14 protein-coding genes are annotated in these 13,873 nt (G+C 63.9%); 13 read left to right on the top strand and 1 reads right to left on the bottom strand.

What is annotated here, in order from left to right; translation table 11 throughout:
* Positions 1–39: 39 nt before the first annotated feature.
* The 3 genes from MMG94_RS04710 (at position 40) to MMG94_RS04700 (ending at position 2,931) form a co-directional block, all read left to right on the top strand.
* The gene (locus tag MMG94_RS04710) at positions 40–819 is read left to right on the top strand and encodes a tetratricopeptide repeat protein (protein ID WP_016919080.1); all 780 of its coding nucleotides are present in this window, start codon (positions 40–42) and stop codon (positions 817–819) included.
* 225 nt (positions 820–1,044) lie between these two features.
* Positions 1,045–2,442 carry a ribosome biogenesis GTPase Der gene (gene der, locus MMG94_RS04705; protein ID WP_016919079.1) on the top strand — a complete coding sequence of 466 codons (1,398 nt, stop codon included), beginning with the start codon at positions 1,045–1,047 and terminating at the stop codon, positions 2,440–2,442.
* Positions 2,443–2,487: 45 nt separating this feature from the next.
* Positions 2,488–2,931: an SRPBCC family protein gene (locus MMG94_RS04700; RefSeq protein WP_016919078.1), complete on the top strand. Its 444-nt coding sequence runs from the start codon at positions 2,488–2,490 to the stop codon at positions 2,929–2,931.
* A gap of 2 nt (positions 2,932–2,933) precedes the next feature.
* Here MMG94_RS04700 and MMG94_RS04695 read toward each other — a convergent pair whose 3' ends face one another.
* Positions 2,934–3,602, bottom strand: coding sequence for a poly-gamma-glutamate hydrolase family protein (locus MMG94_RS04695; protein WP_016919077.1), 669 nt, complete (start codon positions 3,600–3,602; stop codon positions 2,934–2,936).
* On the opposite strand from MMG94_RS04695, the gene MMG94_RS04690 reads away from it, so the two are divergent.
* The 10 genes from MMG94_RS04690 to MMG94_RS04645 all read left to right on the top strand — a co-directional run bounded on the left by MMG94_RS04690 (position 3,601) and on the right by MMG94_RS04645 (position 13,845).
* Positions 3,601–4,605: a methyltransferase gene (locus tag MMG94_RS04690; protein WP_016919076.1), complete on the top strand. Its 1,005-nt coding sequence runs from the start codon at positions 3,601–3,603 to the stop codon at positions 4,603–4,605. The two genes, MMG94_RS04695 and MMG94_RS04690, sit on opposite strands and share 2 nt — an antisense overlap.
* A gap of 186 nt (positions 4,606–4,791) precedes the next feature.
* Positions 4,792–5,211, top strand: a complete 420-nt coding sequence (locus tag MMG94_RS04685; RefSeq protein WP_016919075.1) for a rubrerythrin family protein — start codon at positions 4,792–4,794, stop codon at positions 5,209–5,211.
* A gap of 210 nt (positions 5,212–5,421) precedes the next feature.
* Complete coding sequence (locus MMG94_RS04680; protein ID WP_016919074.1) at positions 5,422–6,768, top strand: heterodisulfide reductase-related iron-sulfur binding cluster; 1,347 nt, start codon at positions 5,422–5,424, stop codon at positions 6,766–6,768.
* A gap of 158 nt (positions 6,769–6,926) precedes the next feature.
* Positions 6,927–7,517 (top strand): DUF3501 family protein, encoded by a 591-nt coding sequence (locus MMG94_RS04675; protein WP_016919073.1) that lies wholly within the window; start codon positions 6,927–6,929, stop codon positions 7,515–7,517.
* 181 nt (positions 7,518–7,698) lie between these two features.
* Complete coding sequence (locus tag MMG94_RS04670) at positions 7,699–8,673, top strand: sterol desaturase family protein (RefSeq protein ID WP_016919072.1); 975 nt, start codon at positions 7,699–7,701, stop codon at positions 8,671–8,673.
* Complete coding sequence (locus MMG94_RS04665; RefSeq protein ID WP_016919071.1) at positions 8,670–9,863, top strand: GNAT family N-acetyltransferase; 1,194 nt, start codon at positions 8,670–8,672, stop codon at positions 9,861–9,863. The genes MMG94_RS04670 and MMG94_RS04665 overlap by 4 nt, the downstream gene beginning before the upstream one ends.
* Entirely contained in the window at positions 9,860–11,443 is a 1,584-nt protein-coding gene (locus MMG94_RS04660) for a peptide chain release factor 3 (RefSeq protein WP_016919070.1), read from the top strand. The genes MMG94_RS04665 and MMG94_RS04660 overlap by 4 nt, the downstream gene beginning before the upstream one ends.
* Positions 11,444–11,557: 114 nt before the next feature.
* Positions 11,558–12,040: a DUF421 domain-containing protein gene (locus MMG94_RS04655; RefSeq protein WP_016919069.1), complete on the top strand. Its 483-nt coding sequence runs from the start codon at positions 11,558–11,560 to the stop codon at positions 12,038–12,040.
* Positions 12,041–12,063: 23 nt separating this feature from the next.
* Positions 12,064–12,753, top strand: coding sequence for a DJ-1/PfpI family protein (locus MMG94_RS04650; protein ID WP_016919068.1), 690 nt, complete (start codon positions 12,064–12,066; stop codon positions 12,751–12,753).
* Positions 12,754–12,981: 228 nt separating this feature from the next.
* Positions 12,982–13,845, top strand: a complete 864-nt coding sequence (locus MMG94_RS04645; RefSeq protein ID WP_016919067.1) for a GNAT family N-acetyltransferase — start codon at positions 12,982–12,984, stop codon at positions 13,843–13,845.
* The last annotated feature ends 28 nt before the right edge of the window (positions 13,846–13,873 follow it).

Here is a 13,873-nt window from a genome sequence, read left to right as displayed (position 1 = left end):
ACAAGAAAAACAGGGCTGGAAACGCGAGGGTCGCGCGAGATGTCGGATATTTTCAACGAGGTCGACGAAGACGTCCGCCGGGACAAGGCCGAGGCGTTCTGGCGTCGTTATCAGACGCCGATCTTCGTCGTCGCCTTCCTGATCGTGGCCGCGACCGGCGCCTGGAGCTACTATCAGGAAAAGCGGCTCAAGGCGGCGGAAGCCGCGAATGACCGCTATGTCGCGGCCGAGAAACTGGCCGAGGACGGCAAAAAGGCCGAAGCCGCCGCCGCCTTCGACTCGCTCGCCAAGGACGGCCCGAAGGGCTACGCCGCGCTCGCCCGCATCCGCGCGGCCGAGGTCAATCCGGACCGCGAGAAGGCGATGGCGGAGCTCACCGCCATCGGCGAGGACGCGAATGTCGACAAGCTCACCCAGCACATCGCCATGCTGCGGGCCGCGCTGATCATGCTGGAGAGCGACGACCGCCAGAAGCTCGAACGCGCGCTCGGGCCGCTCATGATCTCGGACGGTCCCTTCCGCTTTTCCGCGCAGGAATGGAATGGCCTCGACGCGCTGTTCAACGACGATTTCGACGAGGCCGAGCGCGTCTTCGAGCAGGTGCTCAATAATGGCGACGCGCCGCAATCCATGCGCCAGCGCGCTTCCGCCTATAAGGGGCTACTGCACGCCAAGCGCGGACCGAAGCCCGCGCCGGCGGCGGCTGCGGGCGGCGGAGCCGACGGCGGCAAGATCGACGTGACGCCGGTGATCGAGCCGGAATCCGGCGGCGCCATGCCGACCGGCGCCGCGCCGTTCGAGGCGACGCCGGGGAAGTGAGCCCGACGGCGGCGGCCTCGTCCTTCGAGACGCGAGCTCCACTCGCTCCTCAGGATGAGGCCTAACTGTCTTGAGCAAAGAAGTAGCCCTCATGCTGAGAAGCTTGCGGAGCAAGCGTCTCGAAGCACGAAGGGCGTCGACAGGACTTGCTACAGTTGGACCCTCTCCCGGCGGGAGAGGGTTTCGCGTTATTGAAGGGCCATCGAGCCCCCGAGGTCTTACGAAATGTCCTTCTCCCTCGCCATCATCGGCCGTCCCAATGTCGGCAAGTCCACGCTCTTCAACCGGCTCACCGGCAAGAAGCTGGCGCTGGTCGACGACCGGCCGGGCGTGACGCGCGACCGGCGCGAGGGCGCGGCGAAGCTCGCCGATCTGCGCTTCACCATCATCGACACGGCGGGACTGGAGGAGGGCGCGAGCGCGACGCTCGAGGGGCGCATGCGCGCCCAGACCGAGAGCGCCATTCTCTCGGCCGACGGCATTCTCTTCGTCATCGACGCGCGCGTGGGGGTGACGCCGGAGGACAAATATTTCGCCGATCTCGTGCGCCGGGCCGGCAAGCCCGTGATCCTCATCGCCAACAAGGCGGAAGGGAAGGTGGGAGAGGCCGGCGCTTACGAGGCTTTTTCGCTGGGTCTGGGCGATCCCGTGCCTTTCTCCGCCGAGCATGGCGAGGGAATCGGCGCGCTTTACGAAGCGCTGCGCGAGGCGCTGCCGGAGCAGACGGCCGAGCCTGCCGAGGAAGAAGAGGCTGAGGAGGAAAACCTCTATGACGACGAGGAGGACGGCAGCGATCTCGACGTCACCAAGCCGCTGCGCATCACGGTCGTCGGACGCCCCAACGCCGGCAAATCGACGCTGATCAACCGCATTCTCGGCGAGGACCGGCTGCTGACCGGCCCCGAGGCGGGGATCACGCGCGACTCGATCGGCGTCGACTTCGTCTGGCGCGACCGCAAGATGAAGCTCTTCGACACGGCGGGCCTGCGCAAGCGCGCCAAGGTCGTGGACAAGCTGGAAAAGCTCTCCGCCGCCGACGCGCTGCGCGCCGTGCGCTTCTCGGAAGTCGTCGTGCTGCTCGTCGACTCGACCATTCCGTTCGAGAAGCAGGACCTCACCATCGCCGATCTCGCCGCGCGCGAGGGCCGCGCCTTCGTCATCGGGCTCGGCAAATGGGACCTGATCGAGGACAAGGGCGCGACGCTCACGAAACTGCGCGAAGACGCCGAGCGCCTGCTGCCGCAGGTGCGCGGCTGTCCGGTCGTGCCGGTCTCGGGCGCGACGGGGCAGGGGCTCGACAGGCTCATGGAGGCGATCGTCGCCACGCATGTCGTGTGGAACAAGCGCATCGCCACATCGCGGCTCAATCGCTGGCTGCTCTCCGCCGTCGAACAATCGCCGCCGCCCGCGATCTCCGGCCGCCGCATCAAGATCCGCTACATGACGCAGGCGAAATCCCGCCCGCCGCATTTCGTGCTCTTCGGCAATCAGCTCGAGGAGCTGCCGGCAAGCTATGAGCGCTTTTTGATCAATGGAATGCGCAAGACGTTCGATCTGCCGGGCGTGCCGATCCGAATTTCGAAGCGAGCGGGGGATAATCCGTTTGCGGGGAAGAAGCGCTAGCGATCGAACGGCGATTGGCGTTTCCTTGGTCCGGGAGGGACTTTCATGCCAAACACGATCACTTTTCATCGCGTGCTCGCCACGAAGCCGGAAAAGGTTTATCGCGCCTTCATCGAGCCCGATGCGATGGCGCAATGGTTGCCGCCCTACGGTTTTACCTGCACCGTTCATAAGCTTGACCCTCAGATCGGCGGCGAACACCGCATGTCGTTCCGCAATTTCACGACAGGGAACAGCCATTCCTTCGGCGGCAAATATGTCGAATTGGTTCCCAATGAGCGTATCCGCTACACGGACGGTTTCGACGATCCGAATTTGCCGGGAGAGATGGAGGTGACGGTCACGCTGAAGGCGGTCTCGACCGGCACGGAGCTCAACATCACGCAGGCGGGCGTGCCCGACGTCATCCCTCCCGAGGCGTGCTATCTCGGCTGGCAGGAATCTTTGCAGAAGTTGGCGAAGCTCGTCGAGCCGGACATCAAGGAATAGGTTTATGAGCGCGCCGCAAGTCCGGCGCGCACCGCCTTTGCAAGAAGCGCCAGCCGCGGGCGGGCGAAGAGCAACTCCAGTCTCAGCGCTTTCGGCATCTCGATCTGCACGCCGGCGCCGCTACGCCCCCGATTGCAGATATTCGCTGGATCGCAGCCCGAAAGCGGATGGCCTTCGCCAACGGCCTTCGCCGTAAAGCCGCCCTCAGACAGCGCGGCGCAAATCTCGTCGCGCAGGGCCTCATGCCGTCCGCCAACCCAGATAGCCGCATTGTCGTCGCCATTCCTGCGGCCGTGGATGGCGAGCACAATTTCGCTCGCCGCGATCAAAGCCAGCGCGCGCGGCTCGTCGAAGCGAGTCGATGTGATGTGCATGGTGTTCTCTCGCGCGCGGCGCGCGAGGCTGTCGAAACGGTAAAGCGAATAATCGGCGCCGGCGATGGCGGTCGCCACATGCGAGGTCCCCGGCTCGATCCAGCCGCCATGAGGGGCGACGACCGCGATGGGCGACGGGCGCTCGGCGACATGAACGCGGTAATGCACGCCCTCGATCTCGCGCGCGGCGAGCGCGGCGAAGCTTTGATATTGATCCGCCATGTGGCGAAGGTAGCGTAGGCGTTCTTTGGCGGAAAGAGGCGCCGCCGCGTGAAAAGGATGCGTTCGCATGACCATGAAACCCTCGCCCGAACATCTGTTGCGCATCGGCATGTCCTTTTGGAACGCCAAGGCGCTGCTTTCCGCGGTGGAGTTCGGCGTCTTCGACGCGCTGGCCGAGACGCCCGCCGATCTTAGAACGCTGCGCGCAAAGCTCGGTCTGCATGAGCGCTCGGCGCGCGACTTCTTTGACGCGCTCGTCGCGCTGAAGCTGCTGGAGCGCGAGGGTGGCGTTTACCGCAACACGCCGGAGACCGACTTCTTCCTCGTGCGGTCAAAGCCCTCCTATGTTGGCGGCCTGTTGGAGATGGCCAACGCCCGCCTATACGAGAGCTGGGGCCGCCTGACGGAGGCGCTGAAAACGGGCAGGCGGCAGAGCGAGAACAAGGAGGAGGGCGATCTCTTCGCCGCGCTCTACGCCGACCCCGAACGGCTGCGCGGCTTTCTCTCCGCGATGAGCGGCGTCAGCGCCGGCGCCGCCAACGCCATCGCCGACAAGTTTCCGTGGAAGGACTACAACAGCTTTGTCGATGTCGGCGCGGCGCAGGGCATGGTTCCCGTCACGCTGGCGCGCGCGCATCCGCATCTTGTCGGGGTCGGTTTCGACCTGCCGCAGGTGCAGCCGATATTCGACGAATTCGTCGCCGCGAACGGACTTGCGGCGCGCATCAGTTTTCGTGCGGGGGATTTCTTCGCCGACCCGCTGCCGCAGGCGGACGTGATCATCATGGGCCATATCCTGCACGACTGGGATTTGGACCAGAAGCGCCTGCTGCTCTCGAAAGCCTATGACGCGCTCCCGCCCGGCGGCGCGCTCATCGTCTATGAGGCGCTGATCGACGATGAGCGGCGCGAAAACGCCTTCGGCCTGTTGATGAGCCTCAACATGCTCATCGAGACCGCCGGCGGATTCGATTATACGGGCGCGGATTGTCAGGGATGGATGAGGGCGGCGGGCTTTCGCGAGACGCGCGTCGCGCATCTCGTCGGCCCCGATTCCATGGTGATCGGATTCAAGTAAGAACAGAGGTCCAGCCGGTTTGGCTTAAGTCAAGCCGGAAGGCGGAAATCCCAGTGTGCGACCAGATGGCGCCGCTTTTTGTCCGATTTCAGTTGGACGCGGCCCAGTTTTGAATTATTCTAATCAAGCGAAGCCGGAGCCCATTGACGGGGTCCGCGCTCCGTCAATTTCTCCTTGGAGGCAATAATGGCATCGCTCAAGGGCAGCAAAACCGAAGAGAACCTGAAGGCCGCTTTCGCCGGCGAATCGCAGGCGAACCGCCGCTATCTCTATTTCGCTCAGAAGGCGGACGTCGAAGGCTATAACGACGTCGCCGCCGTGTTCCGCTCCACCGCGGAAGGCGAGACCGGCCACGCCCACGGCCATCTGGAATTTCTCGAGGTTTCCGGCGATCCGGCCACCGGCCTGCCGATCGGCAAGACCTCGGACAATCTCAAGGCCGCGGTCGCCGGCGAGACCCACGAATACACGGATATGTATCCGGGCATGGCGCGCTCGGCCCGCGAAGAGGGCTTCGACGAGATCGCCGACTGGTTCGAGACCCTCGCCAAGGCCGAGCGTTCGCACGCCGGCCGCTTCCAGAAGGCGCTCGACGAGCTGAAATAAGAATTGCGGAGGGGGGGAGCGGCGTCTCCGGCATGGCGCGCCGTTCCCGTTTCCGCGATCCGGCCGGGTTCGCCCGGCGAACAGCATCGCCGCCGTCGGGGGATTGGCGGCGATCTCCCTCAACGATAATGGTCGCCCCGGCGCGACGTTCCGGTTCGGGCGAGGGCCTGGAGCCGAAACTGGCTTGCGGGCGCCCGTAGAAAGTTCATCATGAGAGAAGGCAGTCTCGAGGCGCCGACCCGACATCCGCTGGATTGGGAAAACCCGGATTTTTATGACGAAGCGAAGCTCGACGCGGAGATGCGCCGCGTGCTCGACATTTGTCACGGCTGCCGCCGCTGCTTCAATCTCTGCGACAGTTTCCCGAGGCTCTTCGATCTCGTCGACGAATCGGCGAATGGCGAGCTCGACACGGTCGCGAGCGCGGATTTCAAGAAGGTCGTGGACGCCTGCACGCTCTGCGACATGTGCTTCCTGACGAAGTGCCCTTACGTGCCGCCGCACGAATTCAATCTCGACTTCCCGCATCTGATGTTGCGCTACCGCGCCGTCGAAGCGAAGAAGAAGGGAATCGGAGCCGCCGACCGCGCCCTCGCCGAGACCGACCGCAACGGCAAATGGGCGACGCTCATCTCAGGCGCCGTCAATTGGGCGACCCGCCGGGGCGGCCCGATGCGCGGCCTCGAAGAGAAAATCGCGGGCGTCGACAAAAACGCCGAGCTGCCGAAATACGCCGCGCAGACGCTGGAAGCGAGGGCCAAGGCCAATCCGCTCCCGCGCAACGCGGCCGGCCCGGGCAAGGCGCGCAAGATCGTGCTCTACGCCACATGCTACGGCGATTACAACGACACGTCGATCGGCATGGCGGCGCTGGGCGTGCTCGCCAGGAACGGCGTCGAGACGAAAGTCCTCAACCCGCATTGCTGCGGCATGCCGAAGCTGGAGCAGGGGCTCATCGGCGAAGTCGCCGACGCCGCGCGCAAGGTCGCGGCCGCTTTCGCGTCCTATATCGATCAGGGCTACGACATCGTGGCGCCCGTGCCGTCCTGCGCGCTCATGCTGAAATTCGAGTGGCCGCTCATTCTGCCGAATGACGAGAGCGTGAAAAAGCTCGCCGCCGCGACCTTCGATCTCTCGGAATATGTCGTCGACATCGCCAAGAAAGAGGGGCTCGCGGAGGGCATGCAGTCCATTGACGGCGGCGTCGCCTTCCATATGTCCTGCCATTCGCGCGCGCAGAATTTCGGCCAGAAGGGCGCGGAGCTCTTAAGGCTCATCCCCGACGCCGACGTCGCGGTGGTCGAGCGCTGCTCGGGACATGGCGGCGCGTGGGGCTACAAGAAGGGCAATTTCGAAACGGCGATGAAAGTGGGCAAGCCCGCCATGCGCCAGCTCGACGCGGTCGGCAAGAAGCATATCGTGTCGGAATGCCCGCTGGCAGGCATCCACATCGAGCAGGGGATCGAAAGCCTTGCGGGCGATGCGCCCAAGCCGGAGCGCGTCGGCCATCCGATCGTGCTGATGGCGCGGGCTTACGGCCTCGCGAGCGAGCGATAAGGGCGGCGGAGTTTTTCCTCATCCTGAGGAGGCCGCTTGCGGCCGTCTCGAAGGACGAGGAAAAATGACTGCCAATGAGGCCTCGCCCTGGTGCTTCGAGACGCGGCGATAAATCGCCGCTCCTCAGCACGAGGGCTCAAGTTAGGAGCGCCAACAAGATGACGAGCCGTCACGAACTTACCCGAGCCGACATTCTCCCCTGGGCCGAATACGCCAAGGGGCGCGCCGAGCATCGCAAGCGCATCACCGCCATCAAACGCAACCGCCGCGTCGAGGTGGGTCCCTTCGTGACCTTCTACTTCGAGAGCTTCGATACGATGTGGCTGCAGGTGCAGGAGATGCTCCATATCGAGCGCGGCGGCGACGCGCAGGTTCCGGAGGAGCTCGCGGCCTATAATCCGCTCATCCCCAAGGGAAGCGAGCTCGTCGCGACCTTCATGATCGAAATCGACGACCCGCTGCGGCGCGCCCGCGTGCTCGCTGGGATGGGCGGCATCGAGGAGGCCGCCTTCATCGAGGTCGGCGGCGAGCGTATCGCCGGCAGGGCGGAGACCGACCAGGACCGCACCACCGCCGAGGGCAAAGCGAGCAGCGTGCAGTTCGTGCATTTCCCCTTCGCGCCGGCGCAGGTCGCGGCGTTCAAAGCGCCGAATGCGCGCGCGATCCTCGGCTTTTCGCACCCGAATTACAGCCATATGGCGGTGATGGCCGAAGCGACGCGGGAGGCGCTGGCGGGGGATTTCGCGTAAGAGCCTGTGGCGGTCTCGATTGCGTCGCCGTGCAGGCCAGTGGTTAACAATCTGCGTTAACGCGCCCCGCGAACGCCGGGCTTATACTGCATAGTTCAAGATCAACCATATGTAGGTCAAATTGTAGCGCAGTCGGTACATTCGATATAAATGTTTCTTAATTGTTACTGGCGGGGCTGAGATGTTCGAGTGGTTTGTTGACCGGCTGTCAGCGAAATTGACCGGTGAAAATCTGGCGGGGCTGGCGTTGTTGCTCGCGACCGCGCTTGGCTCGGCGCTGTTCGTGTATTGGCGCGGGCGCGAGACGAAGTCGGCGCGCGACTTCATTTCCTTCGCCGCGCCGGTCGAGATTCTGACCCACCCATCGGCGCGCGCGGATTTTGCGTTCTGGCTCGTGCGCCGCGCGATCATGCCGCTGATGATCGCGGGTTCGACTTTTGTTTTCGGCATGGCTTACGCAACGCGCGAAGTGGTGGGCCGGATTTTTCATGTCGACCCGTCGGCGTCAGGCGCAGCCGGACCTTTCGTCATGATCCTGTTTACGGCGTCGATGCTGATCGCCTACGATTTCTCTTACTATCTCTATCACCGCGCCCAGCATCGCATTCCCATTCTGTGGGAGCTGCACAAGGTGCATCATTCCGCCGAGGTGATGGTCGGCGTCACCAAGGACCGGGTGCATCCGCTCGACGAATTGATGAACCGTGTCTGGGACGGCGTCATTCCGGGCGTTTGCTACGGTCTCTGGTCGGTTTTCGTGCTCGACCCGGTCGAGGTCATGGTGCTCGGGATCAATGTTTATTTGATGCGGGACATTTTGATGATGGATTTTGTCCGTCACACACATCTGCCCATCTCTTTTGGCCCTCTCAACGCGCTGCTCCTGTGCCCGCATTGGCATCAGCTCCATCACAGCGTCGCCGAAAAGCACGCGGACAAGAATTTCGGTCTGATGTTCTCCTTCTGGGACCGTCTGTTCGGTACGCAATGCATCCCCGAGCCGGGCGAAACATTCATGTTCGGCTGTGACGGCGCGCGTGAGAACCAGTCGCTCTGGGGGCTTTATGTCATGCCGCTGGAACGGATGTGGGCGGTTGCGAAACGACGTCTCGACAGATGGGCCAACCCTATTCTGTCGGACGGGGCGGACCAATGACTTCTGCTTGTCTCACAGACGCGAATTACAGGATCGAAGTCGTCCGGACATATGAGCGGTTCGTGGAGATCGGCCCGCAATGGCGCGATATTTGTGAAGACGCGGGCGCTTCGCTTTTTCAAAGCCATGCCTGGATCGGCGCATGGGCCGGCGCCGCGACCGATGGGGACGCCCGCGATCTGCGGGTCGTCGTCGCTTGGCGCGGCGACCGGATCGACGCCGTCGCGCCCTTCGCCATCCGCAGGACATGCGGCCTGCGCATTCTCCAATGGGCGGCGCAGGGTTATTCCGATTATTGCGACGCCGTGCTTCGGCCCGGCGCCGCGCCTTCCCTGCTCGCGCAGATGTGGCGCGCGCTGGAAAAATCCTGCGCATTCGACTTCGCCGTCCTGACGGATGTCCGCCCCGGCGCGTGCATTGGCGTTCTGAGCGAGCGGGCTGGCGGCTTTCTTCAGGCCTATCATCGCGAGGCCACTTGCAGCCGGGTCCTCAGCGACGCGCCGACGGGGGCCGCGTGGTTCGACGCTCATCCAAAGAAATTCCGTCAGAACTATCGGCGCGGCCTGGCCGTTCTCGAAGAAAACGCCCGCGTGACGTTTCGCCTGCTCGCGCCGGATGAGCCTCTGGCGCCGGCGCTCGCGCGCCTTTGCGAACTCAAGCGTCTGCGACTGGGCGAAGCCGCCGCGCATTCGTCGCTCTTCGCTCAAAAGGGGTCCGCGACGCTCAATGCGCTCGTCGGCGCGATGGCGCGGGAAGGCGCGTTGCGCGTTTTCGTCATTGAGCGGGATAACGAGATCATCGCGATTTCGGTCAATTTCGAATATCGCGGGGAATTGTTCGCCTATCTGACGGCGTTCGATCCGGCCTTCGCGCGCGGCTCTCCCGGCATGGCGCTCATGATCAATTATATCAAATGGGCCATCGACCACGGCCTGAAATCGATCGATCTTTTGAGAGGCGATGAGGCGTTCAAGCGCCGCGTCGCGACTCATTCGATCACGCTCCGTTCGCTTTGCCATGGCCGCACGGCGTCCGGCCGCCTTCTGCTCGCCGGCGCCGCCATCTACCGTCGCCTGCGTTATCGCGCGCCGGATGACGACGCCGCTCCAGCGCCCTGCGAAGGATTGCAGTCGCGCCCGCAAGACGCTAATCCCGTCGAGAATAACTCGTCCGGAACCGAAAGCTCTTGACCGCCCCTGCCAACGACCCCGTCTCCCGGCGGCGCACCTTCGCGATCATCTCGCACCCTGACGCCGGCAAGACCACGCTCACCGAAAAGCTTCTCCTCTTCGGCGGCGCGATCCAACTCGCCGGCGCGGTGAAGGCCAAGCGAAATGCGCAGCAGACGCGTTCGGACTGGATGAGCATCGAGCGGGAGCGCGGCATTTCCGTCGTGACCTCGGTGATGACCTTCGAATATGCCGATTGCGTCTTCAATCTGCTCGATACGCCGGGCCATGAGGACTTCTCGGAAGACACTTATCGCACGCTCTCCGCCGTCGACGCGGCGGTGATGGTGATCGACGCGGCCAAGGGCATCGAGGCGCGCACGCGCAAGCTCTTCGAGGTCTGCCGTCTGCGCGACATTCCGATCGTCACCTTCGTCAACAAGCTCGACCGCGAGGGCCGCGACCCGTTCGAACTGCTCGACGAAATCGAAAAGACCCTGGCGCTCGACACGACGCCGATCACGTGGCCCATCGGCGGCGGCAAGAATTTCGCGGGCACTTATCGCTTCGCGACGAAGACGGTCCGCCAGATCGACAAGGACGGCGACGAGCTGAAGACGGAAGGGATTTTCGATCCGCTTTTCGACAGACTGCTCCCGAACGGCGCCGACAATTGGCGCGAGGAGGCGATGCTGGCGGAGGAGGGGTCGAAGCCCTTCGATCTGGCCGCCTTCCGCGAGGGCCATCTCACGCCCGTCTTTTTCGGTTCGGCGCTGCGCAATTTCGGCGTGCGTGATCTCATCGACGCGATGGCCGAATATGCGCCGAGCCCGCGCGGACAGGAGGCGGACAAGCGCGTGGTGGAGGCGAAAGAGCCGAAAATGACCGGCTTCGTCTTCAAGATCCAGGCGAATATGGACCCGAACCACCGCGACCGCATCGCTTTCATGCGCGTCTGCTCGGGCAAGCTCACGCGGGGCATGAAGGCGAAGCTCATCCGGACGGGCAAGAACATCCCGATCAACGCCCCGCAATTCTTCTTCGCGCGCGATCGCTCGATCGCGGACGAGGCTTTCGCGGGCGATGTGGTGGGGCTCCCGAACCATGGGCAACTCCGCATCGGCGACACGCTCACCGAGGGCGAAGACATCGTGTTTCGCGGCGTCCCGAGCTTCGCGCCGGAAATTCTGCGCCGCATCCTCATCAGCGACGCGATGAAGGCCAAGAAGCTGCGCGAGGCCTTGCAACAGCTCGCGGAAGAGGGCGTCGTGCAGGTCTTCACGCCGCATGACGGCTCCGGCTCCATCGTCGGCGTCGTCGGCGCGCTGCAGCTCGACGTGCTGGCGCAGCGGCTCGAGGCCGAATATGGCTTGCAGACGCGTTACGAAACCTCGCGTTTCACCATCTGCCGCTGGATAACCTCGAGCGAACTTCTGAAACTGAAGAGCTTCATCGATTCCAACGGCTCCAGCGTCGCCGACGATCTCGACGGGGCGCCGGTTTTCATGAGCTCTTCCGCCTTCCAGCTCAACTATGACGCCGAGCGCAATCCGGCGATCAAATTCTCGGACGTGAAAGACTATCAAAAGAGCGCCGCTTAAATCACGCTCCGCGTGCGATTGCGGCCGCAGCGTCGGGAGCGACGCCATAGGCCGCCGCCTGCCTGCGACGCGCTATATCTCCCCGAATTCAGCTTCGCGCGCCGGGAGGGATAGATGAATTCCGACGACATTTTTGGAACGACGAACCATATCTCTCTCGCTCAAGAATGCGCCCGTGCGGCGCTGATCTTCTTTTTCGGGCTCGCGCTTCTCCGCGTCTCCGGGCGGCGCGCTTACGCCAAATGGTCGGCTCTGGACGTCTTCGTTTCCGTGATCGCCGGCTCGAATTTCAGCCGAGCCCTTACGGGCGGCGCGCCTTTATGGGGAACGCTCGCCGCCACAGCCTTGCTGATGGCGCTCCATTGGAGCCTTTCGCGCCTCGCCGCCTACGCGCCATTATTATCCAGGCTCCTGGAAGGGCGGCCGATCATCCTGGGAGAGGACGCCCATATCAATCGCGACCTGCTTCTGTGGCATGGCGTCAGCGAGCAGGACCTTCGCGTCGCCCTGCGTCAGAAAGGATTGGAGGGGATCGACGACGTGCGCTTGTTCGTTCTCGAACCCAACGGAAAATTCTCGGCTATAAGGAAAGGCTGAAGAATCTCCGGGGGCGCTTCGCCATGCTGCGAATCGGCATGCTCATCTATCCGATGATGTTCGACATCGATCTTGTCGGGCCGCTGACCTATATGCGCCGCCTCGGCGACGCCGATGTCTTCCTGGTCTGGAAAGACCGCGCGCCGGTCGTCAGCGACCTCGGCGTCTCTTATGCGGCCGGCCACAGTTTCGAGGCCTGCCCGAAAGAGCTCGACATTCTTTTCGTTCCGGGCGGCCTCAAGGGCGCGATCCCGGCCATGCAGGACGGGACTATCCTCGATTTCCTCGCCGATCGGGGCGCTCGCGCGAAATATGTCACCAGCGTCTGCACCGGTTCGCTCCTCCTCGGCGCGGCGGGGCTGCTCAAAGGCTACAAGGCTGCGAGCTACTGGATGGTGCGCGATCTGCTGCCGCTTTTCGGCGCGGAGCCGGTAACGGAGCGCGTCGTCATCGACCGCAACCGCATCACCGGCGGCGGCGCCACGGCGGGGCTCGATTTCGGCCTGACGCTCGCCGCCGAGCTGCGGGGCGAGGAACACGCGAAAATGCTGCAGCTCGCGATTGAATACGACCCGCATCCGGCCTTCGACGCGGGCGCGCCGGAGCGGGCGCCCGCGGCGATCGTCGAGCATTTGCGCGACATGCGGGCGGGCGAACTGACGGCGGCGCGGGAAGCCGCTTTGGCCGCCGCCGAGCGGTTCGGCAGGGACTAAGGGCAGGCGCGCCTTATTCGGACAATTGGACGGGTATCTGCGTTGGGCGGCGAGGAGCACAGCAAGCGACTTGCGGAGCGGCGCGACGACAAAGCGAATGATGCTTGCATGAAATGCGGAATGGCGGCCTTTTCAGGGTTACGTTCCCGTCGTAAAAAAGCATTTCGATCTTGCATTGACATTGCCGCCGCCAGTCTTCCCTTTCGCCTTTTCAAGGATGGATAGACCATGATCATGGAATTGCCGCCGGGCGTTTCGTTCGCCGCCATGACTTTGGAGGAAATCGCGGAGCTTGGCGCCTGGGCGGCGGGCGAAGGGTGGAATCCGGGGCGCAACGATCTCTCCATCGCGCATGGCGTCGATCCCGACGCTTTCATCGCGCTGCGCGAGGGCGAGACGCTCGTCGGCGGCGGATCGGTCTTCAGCTATGGCGGGCGCTTCGGCTTTCTGGGGCTGTTCATCATGCGCCGGGAATATCGCAATCGCGGATTGGGCGGCGCGCTGTGGCGCCATCTCATCGCGCGCTCGAAAGAGCGCGTCAGGGAAGGGGCCGTGGGCCTCGACGGCGTCTTCGCCATGATTCCCTATTACGAGAAAAGCGGCTTCCGGCAGGCCTATCGCCACATCCGCTTCCAGGGCGTCGCGGCGGGCGCGCCGGATGCGGGCGTCATGCGCGACGTCGGCGACTTCCTTGCCGACATCCTCGTCTATGACCGCCCGCTCTTCCCCGCGCCGCGCGAAAAATTTTTGGCGCGCTGGGTCGCCCAGCCCGGCGCGCATGTCGCCGGGCTTTACGAGAAGGGGAAACTCGCGGGCTATGGCGTCGCGCGCCCCTGTCTCACGGGCTACAAGATCGGCCCGCTCGCCGCCAATGATCCATTGACCGCGCATCGCCTGCTTTCGGATTTGATGGCGCGCGTCGCCAGCGAGCGGATTCAGATCGACATGCCCGACGTCAACGTCGCCGCCATGGCTCTGGCGGAGCGCTTCGGCTTCAAGCAGGTTTTCGGCTGCGTGCGAATGTATGGCGGGCCCGCGCCGGATCTGCCGGTCGACCGGATTTTCGGCGTGACGTCGCTGGAGTTCGGGTGATGCGTCCTGTGGCCAGCCAGCCGCAAAA

The organism is Methylocystis parvus OBBP (genome assembly GCF_027571405.1).
GTDB classification, from domain to species: Bacteria; Pseudomonadota; Alphaproteobacteria; order Rhizobiales; family Beijerinckiaceae; genus Methylocystis; species Methylocystis parva.
This window is presented reverse-complemented; position numbering and strand designations above follow the sequence as displayed.

What these genes read in the sequence shown, in the direction of transcription:
- MMG94_RS04670 (WP_016919072.1), top strand. Translation starts at nt 7,699, where the DNA reads ATGTTCGAGTGGTTTGTTGACCGGCTGTCAGCGAAATTGACCGGTGAA.
- MMG94_RS04645 (WP_016919067.1), top strand. Translation starts at nt 12,982, where the DNA reads ATGATCATGGAATTGCCGCCGGGCGTTTCGTTCGCCGCCATGACTTTG.
- MMG94_RS04655 (WP_016919069.1), top strand. Translation starts at nt 11,558, where the DNA reads ATGAATTCCGACGACATTTTTGGAACGACGAACCATATCTCTCTCGCT.
- MMG94_RS04650 (WP_016919068.1), top strand. Translation starts at nt 12,064, where the DNA reads ATGCTGCGAATCGGCATGCTCATCTATCCGATGATGTTCGACATCGAT.
- MMG94_RS04685 (WP_016919075.1), top strand. Translation starts at nt 4,792, where the DNA reads ATGGCATCGCTCAAGGGCAGCAAAACCGAAGAGAACCTGAAGGCCGCT.
- MMG94_RS04665 (WP_016919071.1), top strand. Translation starts at nt 8,670, where the DNA reads ATGACTTCTGCTTGTCTCACAGACGCGAATTACAGGATCGAAGTCGTC.
- MMG94_RS04695 (WP_016919077.1), bottom strand. Translation starts at nt 3,602, where the DNA reads ATGGTCATGCGAACGCATCCTTTTCACGCGGCGGCGCCTCTTTCCGCC.
- MMG94_RS04675 (WP_016919073.1), top strand. Translation starts at nt 6,927, where the DNA reads ATGACGAGCCGTCACGAACTTACCCGAGCCGACATTCTCCCCTGGGCC.
- der (WP_016919079.1), top strand. Translation starts at nt 1,045, where the DNA reads ATGTCCTTCTCCCTCGCCATCATCGGCCGTCCCAATGTCGGCAAGTCC.
- MMG94_RS04710 (WP_016919080.1), top strand. Translation starts at nt 40, where the DNA reads ATGTCGGATATTTTCAACGAGGTCGACGAAGACGTCCGCCGGGACAAG.
- MMG94_RS04690 (WP_016919076.1), top strand. Translation starts at nt 3,601, where the DNA reads ATGAAACCCTCGCCCGAACATCTGTTGCGCATCGGCATGTCCTTTTGG.
- MMG94_RS04700 (WP_016919078.1), top strand. Translation starts at nt 2,488, where the DNA reads ATGCCAAACACGATCACTTTTCATCGCGTGCTCGCCACGAAGCCGGAA.
- MMG94_RS04680 (WP_016919074.1), top strand. Translation starts at nt 5,422, where the DNA reads ATGAGAGAAGGCAGTCTCGAGGCGCCGACCCGACATCCGCTGGATTGG.